The organism is Streptomyces sp. CoH27, assembly GCF_020181035.1.
In the GTDB taxonomy this organism is placed as follows: domain Bacteria; phylum Actinomycetota; class Actinomycetes; order Streptomycetales; family Streptomycetaceae; genus Streptomyces; species Streptomyces camelliae.
Genome location: NZ_JAIQYY010000003.1, coordinates 115504 through 130361, shown reverse-complemented (window position 1 = coordinate 130361; position 14858 = coordinate 115504). Strand labels below are relative to the sequence as shown.

Genomic DNA, 14858 nt, shown 5'->3' with positions numbered 1-14858 from the left:
TGCCTACCTCCCACGCCCATGGGTTCCCGACATGACACGGAATGCCCGAAATGATCGAGAGGGTCGGGAAGCGTATGACCCGGTATGGGCAGGTTCACGCAAACGGGCCGGTTCCGCCACCGCAAGGAGTGGCGTGACCGGCCCGTGGGGGGCGCGTCGCGCGTCAGTCGCGCGCCGGCTCCACCGAGTCCACCTCGGCGGCCGTACGGTCGAACCGGCCGTCCAGCTTGGCGACCAGACCGGTGACCTGGCGGGCGATGTCGGGAGCGGTCAGACCGATCTCGGTGAGGACCTCGGCGCGGGAGGCGTGGTCGAGGAAGCGCGGCGGGATGCCGAAGTCGCGCAGGGGTACGTCCACGCCCGCGTCGCGCAGGGCCTGGGCGATCGCGGAGCCGACACCGCCGACGCGGCTGTTGTCCTCGACGGTGACGACGACCCGGTGCCGCTCGGCCAGCGGGGCCATGGCCTCGTCGACGGGCTTGACCCAGCGCGGGTCGACCACGGTGGTGGAGATGCCCTGCTTGTCGAGCAGGCCGGCGATCTCCAGGCACATCGGGGCGAGGGCGCCCACGGAGACCAGCAGCACGTCCGGCCTGTCGGTGCCGGGCTCGCGCAGCACATCCATGCCGCCGACACGGCCCACGGCGGGTACGGCGGGTCCGACGGCGCCCTTGGAGAAGCGGACCACGGTCGGCGCGTCGTCGACGGCGACGGCCTCGCGCAGCTGGGCCCGCACCTGCTCGGCGTCGCGCGGCGCGGCGAGCCGCAGCCCCGGCACGACCTGCAGGATCGACATGTCCCACATGCCGTTGTGCGAGGCGCCGTCGGTGCCGGTGACACCGGCCCGGTCCAGTACGAACGTCACCCCGCACTTGTGCAGGGCCACGTCCATCAGGACCTGGTCGAAGGCGCGGTTGAGGAAGGTGGCGTACACGGCGAAGACGGGGTGCAGCCCGGCGTAGGCGAGGCCCGCGGCGGAGACGGCGGCGTGCTGCTCGGCGATGCCGACGTCGTAGATCCGGTCCGGGAAGGTGTCCGCGAACTTCTTCAGGCCGACCGGCTGGAGCATGGCGGCCGTGATCGCCACGATGTCGTCGCGCTCCTTGCCGAGCTGCACCATCTCGTCGCCGAAGACGGAGGTCCAGTCGACGCCCGTCGCCTTGACCGGCAGGCCGGTGTCGGGGTGGATGGGGCTGATGCCGTGGAAGCGGTCGGCCTCGTCCTGGAGGGCGGGCTGGTAGCCGCGGCCCTTCTCGGTCAGGCAGTGCACGAGCACCGGGCCGCCGAACCGCTTGGCCCGCGCGAGGGCGGACTCCAGCGCCTCGATGTCGTGCCCGTCGATGGGGCCGACGTACTTCAGGCCCAGGTCTTCGAACATGCCCTGCGGGGCGATGAAGTCCTTCAGCCCCTTCTTGGCGCCGTGCAGGGTCTCGTAGAGCGGCTTGCCGACGACCGGCGTGCGCTCCAGCAGGTCCTTCCCGCGGGCCAGGAACCGCTCGTAGCCGTCCGTCGTGCGCAGCGTGGCCAGGTGGTTGGCGAGTCCGCCGATGGTGGGGGCGTACGACCGCTCGTTGTCGTTGACGACGATGACCAGCGGGCGGTCCTTGGCGTCGGCGATGTTGTTCAGCGCCTCCCAGGCCATGCCGCCGGTGAGCGCGCCGTCACCGATGACGGCGACGACATGGCTGTCCCGCTTCTTCAGCTGGTTGGCCTTGGCGATGCCGTCGGCCCAGCCGAGGACCGTGGAGGCGTGGCTGTTCTCGATGACGTCGTGGTCGGACTCGGCCTGCGAGGGGTAGCCGGACAGGCCGCCCTTCTGCCTCAGCCCGGCGAAGTCCTGCCGGCCGGTGAGCAGCTTGTGCACATAGGACTGGTGGCCGGTGTCCCAGAGCACCTTGTCCTTCGGCGAGTCGAAGACCCGGTGCAGGGCGATGGTCAGTTCCACCACACCGAGGTTGGGGCCGAGGTGGCCGCCGGTCTTGGAGACGGCGTCGACGAGGAAGGTCCGGATCTCCCCTGCCAGCTGGTCCAGCTCCTCCAGGCTGAGTCGGTCCAGATCGCGCGGTCCCCTGATGCGGGTCAGCAGCGGCACCCGTGCCTCCTTGCGTTGAGCTGATCGAGCTTTGCCGGGCTCGCCCGAGTCTAATGTTCTTGCTTTGCCAGGCATGACAGTGCCCGGCACGTTTCGACGTGCCGGGCACTGGTCCTAGCTGACGGCGTTACGCACGACCTGCGGTCTTCTGCGTCTTCCGGGTGATCGAGTCGATCACGACCGTGGTGAGCAGCACAGCCGCGGTGATCATGTACTTCACCGGCTCCGCGATGGACTCCAGCTGGAGACCGTACTGGATCGAGACGATCACCAGCACACCGAGCAGCGCGTTCCAGGTGCGGCCCCGGCCGCCGAACAGCGACGTGCCACCGATGACGGCCGCGGCGATCGCGTTCATGAGCAGGTCACCCGTGCCGGCGCTCTGGTTCGCCGAGGCGATCTTCGAGGCCAGGAACAGACCGCCGATCGCCGCGAAGCCGCCGGAGACGGCGAACACGGAGATCCGTACGGCGGTGACGTTGATGCCCGCACGCCGGGACGCCTCCACGCTGCCGCCGAGCGCGAAGATCTTGCGGCCGTACGAGGTGCGGCGCAGCACGAAGTCCGTGGCGATCAGGAAGGCCAGGAAGATCACCGTGGCCAGCGGCAGACCCTTGTACTGGTTGTACATGTAGGCCGCGGCGAAGGAGATCACGGCCAGCAGCGCCGTGCGCAGGACCGTGTCGCTGAGCGGCCGGGACGGCACGCCCGCGGCCTCCCGGCGCCGGTTGCCCAGGAAGGAGGAGAGGAAGAACACGGCGACCACGACGACGGCGAGCCCGTAGGCGGCGGCCACGTCCGAGAAGTAGTACGTGGTCAGCTTGCCGACCAGACCGTTCGGGTCGAGGTTGATCGTGCCGTCGGCGCCCAGCACCTTCAGCATGAAGCCCAGCCAGAACAGCAGACCTGCCAGCGTGACGGCGAAGGCGGGGGCGCCGAGCACCGCGAAGAAGAAGCCGTGCAGCGCGCCGATGGCGACACCGGCGGCGATCGCGATGAGCACGGCCGTCCACTCGGGCCAGCCTTGGTTGACCGCGAGGACACCGGCGAGGGCGCTGGCCGCGCCGCTGACGGAGCCGACGGACAGATCGATCTCGCCGAGCAGCAGCACGAAGACGATGCCGACGGAGATCATGCCCGTGCCGACCATCGTGATCGTGATGTCGTTGATGTTCTGCGCGGACAGGAAGTTCGAGTTCAGGACCTGGAAGATGACGCAGATGATCACGAGGCCCAGGACGACCGGGAGGGAGCCCAGCTCACCGGCCTTCATCTTGCGCTTGAACTCGTGCCAGTAGCCGAGCAGGCCCTCTTCCTGGACCAGCAGGCGCGGGTCGACCGCGGTGACCGCGGCGGCCGCGGCCTCGGGGTTCTCCACGACGGGCGGGTCGTCCTGCGCCGGGGTCTGCTCGCTCGCGGAGGTCTTGTCGATGCTCACTTGGAAACCTCCCCGTTCGTGCGCGCCGCACGGCGGGTCACGGCGTTGTCGGTGGCGCCGGTGATGGCGGAGATGATCTCCTCCTGCGAGGTCGTCTTGACCTCGAAGACGCCGTTGTTGCGGCCGAGGCGCAGGACGGCGACCTTGTCGGCCACCGCCTTCACGTCCGCCATGTTGTGGCTGATGAGGATGACGGCGTGGCCGCGCTCGCGCAGGCGCTCGACCAGGTCGAGGACCTGGGCGGTCTGCTCGACGCCGAGGGCGGCGGTGGGCTCGTCGAGGATGACCAGCTTGGGCTCGCCGAGCATGGAGCGGGCGATGGCCACGGTCTGGCGCTGACCGCCGGAGAGCGAGGCGATCGGGATACGGACGCTGGGGATACGGATCGACAGCGTGGTGAGCAGCTCGCGGGAGCGGCGCTCCATCTCGACCTCGTCCAGGACGCCCCACTTCCTCAGCTCACGGCCGAGGAACAGGTTGCCGACGACGTCGATGTTGTCGCACAGCGCGAGGTCCTGGTAGACCGTCGCGATGCCCAGGGCCTGGGCGTCGTGCGGACGGGTGATGGTGACGGCCTTGCCGTCCCACTCGATGACACCCTCGTCGATCGGGTGCACGCCGGCGATCGTCTTGACCAGCGTGGACTTTCCGGCACCGTTGTCGCCCACCAGGGCGACCACCTCACCGGCGTGGACCTCAAGCTCTACGTCGGTGAGCGCCTGAACGGCACCGAACCGCTTGGAGACCCCGCGCAACGCCAGCACGGGCGTAGCGGACACGTGAACCATCTCCTTCGCCGCCTGACCCGGCGGGAGGTTGTGCAGAAGTTTTTGGGGGGTAGTCCGTCCGGCGCCCCGCGCCGAGCTTGCGGGGCTGTGTGTGTCGCGGGACGCCGGAGGAGCCTTGGGGGCGGTCAGTCGGCTTCCCTACGGGCATTCAAGGACGAACGCCCGTGTACGGGAAGGGACTTGACGCTTCTTACTTGAGGCCGATCTTGTCGCAGGCCGCCTTGTAGTCGGCGGTGCAGATGTCGGACACGGTGTAGTAGCCCTGCTTGATGACCGTGTCGTTGATGTTGTCCTGGGTCAGCGAGACGACCGGGACGATGACCGACGGGACGTCCTTGGCGCTGCCGCTGGAGACCTTGTCCTTGGCGAGGGAGCTCAGGTCCTGGCCCTTGGCGACGGCGACCGCCAGCTCGGCGGCGACGTTCGCCTCCTGCGGGTAGGACTTGAAGACGCTCATGTACTGCGTACCGGCGACGATGCGCTGCACACCGGCGAGCTCGGCGTCCTGGCCGGTGACCGGGACCTTGATGCCGGCGCCGTTGAGGGCGGTGATGATACCGCCGGCCATGCCGTCGTTGGCGGAGTAGACACCCGCGATGTTGTCCTTGCCGACCGCGGAGATCGCCGCCTCCATCTCGGAGTTGGCGTTGTCCGGCGACCACTCCTTGGTGTCGTACTCCTTGGCGACCGTGACCTTGTTGTCGAGGACCTCGTGGGCGCCCTTCTTGAACTGGGCGGCGTTGGGGTCGGTGACCGAGCCGTTGACCATGACGATCTTGGAGGACTTGGTGGCCTTGCTGCCCAGCGCCTTCAGCAGGGCCTGGCCCTGGGTCTTGCCGACCTCCTCGTTGTCGAACGAGGTGTAGGCGCTGATCGGGCCCTCGGCGAGGCGGTCGTAGGCGACGACCTTGATGCCGGCGTCCACGGCCTTCTGCACGGAGTTCTGGATGGCCTTGGCGTCCACCGCGTCCAGGATCAGGACGTCCACCTTGTTGGTGATCATGGTGTCGACCTGCTGGGCCTGCAGGTTCGCGTCCTGGCGGGCGTTGTTGTACTCCAGGGTCGCCTTGCCGTTCGTCAGCTCCTTGATCTTCTTCTCGATCAGCGGCCGGTCGAACTTCTCGTAACGCGCGGTCTTGTTCTCCGGAAGCAGGAGACCGACCTTGATGTTGTCGCCCTTCTTGGCGGAGGACGAGGAGGAAGAGTTGTTGCTGCTCTTCGACTCCTTGGCGCTGCCACAGGCGGCCAGCGTGACGGCCATCGCACCGGCGGCAACGACGACGGCGGCACGACGCATACGTGCGTTCACTTCAGAAACCTCCCTGACGAGGCCGCGTCGTTGCGGCCGAGGTGGCTGGAAGTCAACTCGGCCGCGAGTTCGACGTCAAGAAGTAAATCCTTAACGAGATGGCAACGGTGCCATCCGTTCTCTAAGTGAAGGCAGGCGCCACTGAGGGCAGAGCGGTGGCGACACTACCCTCCAAAAGGGTCGAATCGCCCATCTCGCTGAGGGCGAGGGCAAGCGCCCCCAGCACCTCCGCACGACCCCCAAGTGCCCCGGGAAGCACGGACAGTTGGCGTGCCGCGCTGGGGATGGCGTAGCGCCCGACGGACTCCCTGATCGGGCCGAGCACCAGCTCGCCGGCCTCGGCGAGATCACCGCCGAGGACGACCCTGCTGGGGTTCAGCAGATTGCAGAGATTGGCCACTCCACTGCCGATGTGTCGGCCGACGTCGGCGATCACCCGACGGCAGCCCGGGTCACCCTCCCTGGCCAGCCGTACGACGCCCTCCAGCGTGAGATCGGGGCCGTGGCTGGGCTGGAGCAGCGGCAGCACATAGCGCGCGGCCGCGAAGGTCTCCAGGCAGCCCCGGTTTCCGCAACGGCAGACCGGGCCGGATTCATCCAGCGTAATATGCCCGATTTCACCCGCGGTGCCGCCCGGCCCCCGGTAGATCTTCCCGTCGATCACCAGACCGGCGCCGACACCGCTCGCGACCTTGATGTACGCGAGGTCCCGCACGCCCTTCCCGCTGCCCCAGACCAGCTCGCCGAGGGCGCCGAGGTTGGCGTCGTTGTCCACGTGCACGGGCACGCCGAGCCGCTCGCGCAGCTCCTCGGCGGGTTTGGTGCCGCCCCAGCCCGGCAGGATCGAGGTCGACCCCAGCGTCCCCGACTCGACGTCGATCGGACCCGGCACGCCGAGGCCCACCCCGGCGACCTTGGACCGGTTCACGCCGGTGGCCGCGATCAGGCGGCTGACCAGCTGTTCGGCCCGGTCGAAGCCCTGCGCGGCGGAGGCGTCGACGTCCAGCGGCTCGGACTCCTCGGCGAGCACCTGATGGGCGAGGTTCCCGATCGCGACCCGCAGATGGGTGTGCCCGAAGTCGACGCCGATCACGATGCCGGCGTCCCCGCTCAAGCTGACGCTGCGGGCCCGCCGGCCACCCGCCGACGTGGGCGTGACCTCGACGGTTCCGCCGTCCTTCAGCTCCCGCACGATGTTGGAGACGGTCGCGGCGGACAGACCGGTCGTCCGCGCGATCTCCGCCTGCGTGAGGGACCCGGCCAGGCGTACGGCCCGGACGACCCGCTCCAGGTTGGCTCGGTGCAGCGACGACTGCGACCCTGGAGTCTCCACGACGACCTCCTGAGCGCGGGGCCGCTTCAGCGAGGCCCCGCGTATGTCCAACTAGTGAACTCTAAGCTGAGCCGTTCGGGGCGACTTACGTCAAGAGGTTGAACCGTTTCCGGGTGACCTTCCGGCTCCCGGACACAGCGGCGCACGCCGCCCCGGGGCCGGGACGGCGTGCTTACGGACGGTGACGGACGGTGATCCCGCGGGCTTCTCCGGTCTACTTCAGCGCCCCCGCGGTCAGCCCCTGGACGACCTGGCGCTGGAAGACGATGTACGCCCCGAGCACCGGCAGCATGGCCATCACCAGGCCCGCGAAGAGACCGGACCAGTCGCCCTTGTACCCCTGGCTGACCGCCAGCTGGACCAGGCCCTGGGTGAGGACCTTCTTGTCCGGGTCGGTGTTGAGGACCGTGGGCAGCATGTACTGGTTCCACTGGCCCAGGAAGTTGAAGATGCCGACGCTGATCAGGCCCGGCTTGGCCATGGGCAGCATGATCTGGAAGAACGTACGCGTGTGCGAAGCGCCGTCCACGAAGGCCGCCTCCGCCACCGAGGTGGGCAGGGTGCGGAAGAACGCGGTCAGGAAGAAGACCGTGAACGGCAGCGAGTACGCGATGTAGACCAGGATCAGGCCGTGGATCGTGTTCAGCAGGCCCATGTTGTTCACGACGTAGAACAGCGGGACCAGCGCGAGCATGATCGGGAAGCTCATGCCGCCGACGAACAGGTAGTAGATGAAGCGGTTGCCCGGGAAGTCGAAGCGGGCGAGGACGTAGGCGGCCATGGAGCCGAGGACCAGGGTGCCGATGAGCGAGCCGCCGACCACCAGGATCGTGTTGAGGAAGTAATCGCTCATGTTGGCGTCGGTCCAGGCCCGCGACCAGTTGTCGAAGTGCAGCTTGTCCGGCAGCGACCAGGGCGAGCTGAAGATGGAGCTGTCGCTCTTGAAGGACGTCATCACCGCCCACAGCAGCGGCGTGACCACCATGATCGCCCAGATGACCAGCACGCCGTGGGAGAAGACGTTGAGGACGCCGCCCTCCCTCCTCCTCCGGGCGGGCTCGGGCGCCGGTACGTCGATCGTGGAGACGGTCGCGCCGGACTCGGCCGGCAGCGGTGCGGGGGTCTCGGTCGTCTTCATCGTCTCTCAGTACTCCAGCCGCTCGCGCCGGCCCAGGCGCATCACGATCGCCGCGAACGCGAGCGTGACGACGAGGAGGGCGACGCCGATCGTGGTGGCGTAGGCGGCCTGACCGTCCCGGAACGCCTTCTGGTACACGTACAGGACCAGCACCGTGGTCGAGTAGTCGGGCCCGCCCGGGCCGGTCGTCATGATCTGTACGACCGCGAACGACTCGGCGCCGAGCGCGAGGATGCCCATGTAGACCCAGCCGGACTGCACGGTGTCCCACAGCAGCGGCAGGGTGACCCGGAAGAAGGTGGTGGCCCGGCTCGCGCCGTCGAGCAGCGCCGCCTCGTACAGCTCGGCCGGGATCGAGGCCATGCCCGCCGAGAACAGGACCACGAAGAAACCGACCGTGGACCAGACGAGCACGGCCATCACGCACCACAGCGCGAGGTTCGGGTCGCCCAGCCACAGCGGCTGGACACTGTCGAGGCCGATGCCGCGCAGGATCGAGTTGACCGCGCCGCTGTCCGGGTTGTACGCGAACTGGAACAGCAGCGCGACGATCGCGATGGACAGCACCTGCGGGAAGAAATAGACGATCTTGTAGAAGGAGGAGCCCCGGACACCCGAGATCGCCGGGCCGCCCCTTCTCCGCCGTCCGCCCACATTGATCATGAAGGCGAAGAACAGCGCCAGACTGATCGTCACCAGTGGCAGCACCAGAGCGAACAGCAGACTGTGCTCCAGCGACTTCCAGAAGATGTCGTCGTGCAACATCCTCGTGTAATTGTCGAAGCCGACCATCTTGAATTCGGGGCTCAGGCCGGTCCAGTCCGTGAACGAATAGTAGATGGACTGGATGAACGGCCAGACAACGAAGAGCGCGTACAGTCCCAGGGGCAATGCCAGAAACCCCACAATGAACCGGTACTTGCCGTGCTGCATCGCCACTCCGGTGCGGTCAGGGGCTACTGATTACTGGTGCTTGTAGTGCTTGATGGTGTTGTCCTTGGCCGCTTCGTCGGCGAAACCCTGGATCTTCTTGACGGCCTCGGCGGGGGTGAGCCGTCCGGCCATCATCTCGCCGAGACCGGACACCCCGATCTTCTCCTTCTGCAGCTGCACATACCAGTCCTGAAGCCGCGGATTCACCACGTTGGATCCGGCCAATTGGAGCGCGGCCACACCCGACTTCAGACCCGGGGTGAGCGTGATGCCGGTCGTGCCCCCGTTGTAGGCGGTCAGCGACTTCACCTTGGCGGTGAAGTTCTTCGAGGAGGCCTCGGAGAGCATGATACGCAGCTGCTCCATGCCGCCCTCGGGGTTCGCCGCCTTGGCCGGCACGACGAAGGGCTCGCCGCCGGAGGCCCAGATGGTGCCGAACGGCATCTTGTCGCTGCCGTCGATGCCGGACGGTGCGGAGACCGCGAGGTCGAAGTCCTTCGGGATGACGTTCGCCGACTCGTTCTCCACCCAGGAGCCGTTCGGGATGAACAGCGCCTCGCCCTTGGCCCAGGCGGTCTGCGACTGGATGTGGTCCAGGCCCGGGGTGCCCTTGAGGATGTAGCCCTTCTGGTAGAGCTCGTAGTACGCCTCGAAACAGGCCTTGACGGCCGGGTGCTTCCAGGCGTTCGGCTCCAGGTTGTCGATGGCGTCGAGCACCTCGCGGCCGCCGACCTTGCCGATCATCGGGTAGAGCGAGAAGGGGAGGTAGTACGGGTACTTGCCCGCGTACGTCCAGCCCGCCATGCCCTTCTTCTTGGCCTTCTCGCAGACCGCGAGCATCTCGTCCCAGGTCTTCGGGTACTCGGCGCCGAGCGAGTCCAGGGCCTTCTGCGAGTACCAGACGCCGTACACCGTGTAGGCGTAGTACAGGATCCACACCGGCTTGCCGTCGAACTGGCCCATCTCCACGATGCCGGGGCGCAGCGTGTCGCGGACCTTCTTGCCCGGGTCGTCGTACGACGGCGCGTCCAGCAGCGGGGTGAGGTCGGCGAGCTGGTTCTTGCCGACGAGCACACCCATGTCCATCTGCTCGGCACCGGAGTTGTCGATGAGGTCCGGCGGATTGCCCTGGTTGAAGCGGGGCTGAAGGGTGGACTGGATCTTCTGGGTGGCGGAGAACTTCACCGTGGCCTTGGGGAAGTTCCCCTCGTAGATCTTCACCGCGTCCTGGGCGTACTCCTTGCCGAAGCCGCCGTCGAAGAGGACGAATTCCATCTGCGCGGTGTCATTGACCCCGAGCGGGTTCTTGGCGGTCTTCTTTCCCGCCTTGTCCTTCTTCTGGCCGCCCCCGCCGCTGCTCGCACAGGCGGACAGCAATCCCATGCCCGGGGCCGCGACCAGGCCGAGCGCCGCAGACCGCTTGATCAGATCACGCCGGCCGACACCTTCGGCACTGTTGTTCGAGGTGGATCCCATGCTCAAGTCCTCGCCTTCTCCAGGACTCAGGCGGTGAACCGGATCCTCCCCGGCACCGCTGTCGGGTCAAGCTGGGTAGCTGGGTGGTGCAGGGTCACGCTGGAAGTGCCGACAGGCATAGTCCACTTCCGGCCGCCTGAGCAAGATCGAATGCAGGGTTCGCGATGGGTCTTTTCCGAGTTGAGACCTCGGTGAAACGTAAGCCCGCACGGGCGGGCGGGCAGCGGAATTCATGGCATAAGTCCCTGAATGCCACACCCAACACCCTTGACATCACCGGTCACTTGACGTCCTACTGGTCCCTGCGCCCCGGAGATTGACAACGTTGTCCGAAGGGGGCGCAGGAGGGGAATCCGTAGATGCAGCGGAGAACTCGGCACAGATGGGGTCCGGCGGCCGTCCTCACGGCCGCCTTTGTCATGGCCGTCGGCGCACAGGGCGCAGCGGTCGCCCTGCCCGCCAAAGCTCCGGCCGCCGCGGTTGAGTTCGCATCCTCGTTCGAGACGGGCGGTCCGGCACCGACCTGGATCGACACCGTCGACACCGCACCCGACGGCGGCAAGCGCGCCTCGGGCGTCGACGGCGGCTACCGCACCGGCATCCCGGGCAATGTGACCGACCATGTCACCGATGTCCGGGCGAGCGGCGAGAACGCGGGCGCCGGCGAAGTGAAGGAGAACCTGGTCGACGGCGAACCCAGCACCAAGTGGCTGACGTTCGAGGCCACCGGCTGGGTGGAGTTCGACCTCGACAAACCCGTGAAACTGGCGACGTACGCGCTCACCTCGGCCAACGACCACGCCGAACGCGACCCCAGGGCCTGGACCCTGCTCGGCTCCACCGACGGCAGCACCTGGAAGACCGTCGACACCCGCTCGGACGAGACCTTCTCCGAGCGGTTCCAGACGAGGTCGTACGACCTGGCCCAGCCGGCCGAGTACCAGCACTTCCGGCTGGAGATCACCGGGAACAACGGCGCCCTGGGCATCCTGCAGCTCGCCGATGTGCAGTTCTCCACCGGCGGCGGGGGCGGACCGGTGCCGCAGGACATGCTGACACTGGTCGACACCGGCCCGACCGGCTCGCCGACGGCCAAGGCGCGGGCCGGTTTCACCGGAAAGAGGGCACTGCGCTACGCCGGCCGGCACACGGCGCCCGGCCGGGCGTACTCGTACAACAAGGTCTTCGACGCGCACGTGAAGGTCGACGCCGGCACCCAGCTGTCGTACCGCGTCTTCCCGCAGATGGCGGACGGCGAACGTGACTACGACGCCACGAACGTCGCCGTCGACCTGGCCTTCACCGACGGCACCTATCTCAGCGACCTGGGCGCGGTGGACCAGCACGGATTCCCGCTGTCGCCGCGCGGGCAGGGCGCGTCGAAGTCGCTGTACGTCAACCAGTGGAACAACGTGGTCGCGCGGATCGGCTCGGTCGCGGCCGGCAAGACGGTCGACCGGATCCTGGTCGCGTACGACTCCCCCGCCGGACCGGCGAAGTTCCGGGGCTGGATCGACGACGTGGCGCTGAGGCGGGTCGCGCCTGAGAAGCCGAAGGCACATCTGTCCGACTACGCCCTCACCACCCGGGGCACCAACTCCAGCGGCAGTTTCTCGCGCGGCAACGACTTCCCCGCGACCGCGCTGCCGCACGGTTTCAACTTCTGGACCCCGGTGACCAACGCGTCGTCGCTGAGCTGGCTGTACGAGTACGCGCGCGCGAACAACGCCGACAACCTGCCCACGATCCAGGCGTTCAGCGCGAGCCACGAGCCGAGCCCGTGGATGGGCGACCGGCAGACCTTCCAGGTGATGCCGTCGGCCGTGACCGGCACCCCGGACACCGGCCGCAAGGCGCGCGCCCTGCCGTTCCGGCACGAGAACGAGACCGCGCGGCCGTACTACTACGGGGTCCGCTTCGAGAACGGCATCAAGGCCGAGATGACCCCGGCCGACCACGCGGCGGTGCTGCGCTTCACCTACCCGGGCAACGACGCGAGCGTGCTCTTCGACAACGTCACCGAGCAGGCCGGGCTGACCCTCGACAAGGAGAACGGGATCGTCACCGGGTACTCGGACGTGAAGTCGGGCCTGTCCACGGGTGCGACCCGGCTGTTCGTGTACGGCGTGTTCGACAAGCCGGTGACGGACGGCGGTTCGAGCGGTGTGAAGGGCTATCTGCGGTTCGACGCGGGCGCGGACCACACGGTCACGCTGCGCCTGGCGACCTCGCTCATCAGTATCGACCAGGCGAAGGACAACCTGCGCCAGGAGATCCCCGACGGCACCTCCTTCGACACGGTCAGGGAGCAGGCCCGGCGTGCCTGGGACCAGCTGCTGGGCAAGGTCGAGGTGCGGGGCGCGACCCCGGACCAGCTGACCACGCTGTACTCCAGCATGTACCGGCTGTACCTGTATCCGAACTCCGGCTTCGAGAAGGTCGACGGCAAGGACCAGTACGCCTCCCCCTTCTCCCCCATGCCGAGCCAGGACACGCCGACGCACACCGGCGCGAAGATCGTCGACGGCAAGGTGTACGTCAACAACGGCTTCTGGGACACCTATCGGACCACCTGGCCGGCGTACTCGTTGCTGACGCCCACTCAGGCGGGCGAGATGGCCGACGGGTTCATACAGCAGTACAAGGACGGCGGCTGGACCTCCCGCTGGTCCTCCCCCGGTTATGCCGACCTGATGACCGGCACCTCCTCGGACGTGGCGTTCGCCGACGCGTACGTCAAGGGCGTGCGGTTCGACGCGCAGGCGGCGTACCAGGCCGCGCTGAAGAACGCGACCGTGGTCCCGCCGATGGCGGGCGTGGGCCGCAAGGGCATGACGACGTCCCCGTTCCTCGGCTACACCAGCACCGCCACCACCGAGGGCCTGTCCTGGGCGATGGAGGGCTACGTCAACGACTACGGCATCGCCCGGATGGGCGCGGCGCTCTACCGGAAGACGGGCGAGAAGCACTACAAGGAGGAGTCGGAGTACTTCCTCAACCGTGCCCTGGACTATGTGAACCTGTTCGACTCCAAGGCCGGCTTCTTCCAGGGCCGGGACGCGGACGGGAACTGGCGGCTGGACCCCTCGGAGTACGACCCGAGGGTCTGGGGGTACGACTACACGGAGACCAACGGCTGGGGCGACGCCTTCACCGTCCCGCAGGACACCCGGGGCCTGGCCAACCTCTACGGCGGCCGGCAGGGGCTCGCGGACAAGCTGGACACGTTCTTCGCCACCCCGGAGACGGCCTCCCCGGACTTCGTCGGCTCCTACGGCGGTGTCATCCACGAGATGACGGAGGCGCGGGACGTCCGCATGGGCATGCTCGGCCAGTCCAACCAGCCCGCGCACCACATCCCGTACCTGTACGACGCGGCCGGCCGGCCCTGGAAGACCCAGGCGGCGGTCCGCGAGATCCTCTCCCGGCTCTACCTCGGCAGCGAGATCGGGCAGGGCTACCACGGTGACGAGGACAACGGCGAGCAGTCGGGCTGGTACCTCTTCTCCGCGCTCGGCTTCTACCCGCTCGTCATGGGCAGCGGCGACTACTCCATCGGCTCCCCGCTGTTCAAGCAGGTCACCGTCCACCTGGAGAACGGCCGGGACCTGGTGATCAAGGCGCCGGCGAACAGCGCGAAGAACGTCTACGTCCAGGGCGTGACGTTCGACGGCCACCCCTGGACGTCGACGTCGCTCCCCCACTCGCTGCTGTCCAGGGGCGGGGTGCTGGAGTTCTCCATGGGCGCCGAGCCGTCGGCGTGGGGCACGGGCAAGGACGCGGCGCCGGTCTCCGTCACCCAGGACGACAAGGTGCCCACGCCCCGGGCGGACGTCCTGAAGGGCGACGGCCCGCTGTTCGACGACACCTCGGCGACGGAGGCGACGTTCACCTCGGCGGACCTCCCGGTCGGCCACGCGGTGCGGCCCGCCCAGTACACGCTGACGTCCCCGGCCGATCACTCGAAGGCGCCGACCGGCTGGACCCTCCAGGGCTCCACGGACGGCGCCACGTGGACGACCCTGGACCACCGCACGGGCGAGACCTTCGCCTGGGACCACCAGACCCGCGCGTTCTCCATCGCCAGACCCGGCACGTACACCAGGTACCGGCTGGTCCTGGACCGCGCGTCGACGCTGGCGGAGGTGGAGCTGCTGGCCTGACGCGGACAGGTGGAGGGGGCGGGGCCGTTCGGCTCCGCCCCCCTTTTCGTGTCCGGTCAGCTCGTGGCCAGGGTGACCAGGAGCGCTCGGTCCGGCCTGCTACCTCAAGTGGGTTGACATCGTTGTCGGTTGGGGCGGTAGAGTTGTGCACAGACCATAGACAACGTTGTCGCACCTCAGTCGGTCTC

At 68.0% G+C, this 14858-nt stretch carries 9 protein-coding genes; 1 reads left to right on the top strand and 8 read right to left on the bottom strand.

The window, feature by feature from the left end:
- Positions 1 to 163 precede the first annotated feature (163 nt).
- From dxs to ngcE, 8 genes are all read right to left on the bottom strand, one after another.
- Entirely contained in the window at positions 164 to 2092 is a 1929-nt protein-coding gene (gene dxs / locus LE548_RS05845) for a 1-deoxy-D-xylulose-5-phosphate synthase (RefSeq protein ID WP_225095555.1), read from the bottom strand.
- 127 nt (positions 2093 to 2219) lie between these two features.
- Positions 2220 to 3530, bottom strand: coding sequence for a sugar ABC transporter permease (locus LE548_RS05840; protein ID WP_225095554.1), 1311 nt, complete (start codon positions 3528 to 3530; stop codon positions 2220 to 2222).
- Positions 3527 to 4318, bottom strand: a complete 792-nt coding sequence (locus LE548_RS05835) for an ATP-binding cassette domain-containing protein (protein WP_225095553.1) — start codon at positions 4316 to 4318, stop codon at positions 3527 to 3529. Before LE548_RS05835 ends, LE548_RS05840 begins: the two co-directional genes overlap by 4 nt.
- Positions 4319 to 4508: 190 nt before the next feature.
- Positions 4509 to 5627 carry a substrate-binding domain-containing protein gene (locus tag LE548_RS05830; protein WP_225095552.1) on the bottom strand — a complete coding sequence of 373 codons (1119 nt, stop codon included), beginning with the start codon at positions 5625 to 5627 and terminating at the stop codon, positions 4509 to 4511.
- A gap of 121 nt (positions 5628 to 5748) precedes the next feature.
- Positions 5749 to 6960: an ROK family transcriptional regulator gene (locus LE548_RS05825; protein WP_225095781.1), complete on the bottom strand. Its 1212-nt coding sequence runs from the start codon at positions 6958 to 6960 to the stop codon at positions 5749 to 5751.
- 214 nt (positions 6961 to 7174) lie between these two features.
- On the bottom strand, positions 7175 to 8098 hold the full coding sequence (locus tag LE548_RS05820; protein ID WP_225095551.1) for a carbohydrate ABC transporter permease: 924 nt from the start codon (positions 8096 to 8098) through the stop codon (positions 7175 to 7177).
- A gap of 6 nt (positions 8099 to 8104) precedes the next feature.
- The gene (locus LE548_RS05815; protein ID WP_225095550.1) at positions 8105 to 9031 is read right to left on the bottom strand and encodes a carbohydrate ABC transporter permease; all 927 of its coding nucleotides are present in this window, start codon (positions 9029 to 9031) and stop codon (positions 8105 to 8107) included.
- A gap of 30 nt (positions 9032 to 9061) precedes the next feature.
- Positions 9062 to 10507 (bottom strand): N-acetylglucosamine/diacetylchitobiose ABC transporter substrate-binding protein, encoded by a 1446-nt coding sequence (ngcE, locus tag LE548_RS05810; protein ID WP_225095549.1) that lies wholly within the window; start codon positions 10505 to 10507, stop codon positions 9062 to 9064.
- Between the two features lie 359 nt (positions 10508 to 10866).
- Between ngcE and LE548_RS05805 the strand changes: the two genes are divergently transcribed.
- Entirely contained in the window at positions 10867 to 14670 is a 3804-nt protein-coding gene (locus tag LE548_RS05805) for a GH92 family glycosyl hydrolase (RefSeq protein ID WP_225095548.1), read from the top strand.
- The last annotated feature ends 188 nt before the right edge of the window (positions 14671 to 14858 follow it).

What these genes read in the sequence shown, in the direction of transcription:
- LE548_RS05835 (WP_225095553.1), bottom strand. Translation starts at nt 4,318, where the DNA reads ATGGTTCACGTGTCCGCTACGCCCGTGCTGGCGTTGCGCGGGGTCTCC.
- LE548_RS05820 (WP_225095551.1), bottom strand. Translation starts at nt 8,098, where the DNA reads ATGAAGACGACCGAGACCCCCGCACCGCTGCCGGCCGAGTCCGGCGCG.
- LE548_RS05815 (WP_225095550.1), bottom strand. Translation starts at nt 9,031, where the DNA reads ATGCAGCACGGCAAGTACCGGTTCATTGTGGGGTTTCTGGCATTGCCC.
- ngcE (WP_225095549.1), bottom strand. Translation starts at nt 10,507, where the DNA reads ATGGGATCCACCTCGAACAACAGTGCCGAAGGTGTCGGCCGGCGTGAT.
- LE548_RS05805 (WP_225095548.1), top strand. Translation starts at nt 10,867, where the DNA reads ATGCAGCGGAGAACTCGGCACAGATGGGGTCCGGCGGCCGTCCTCACG.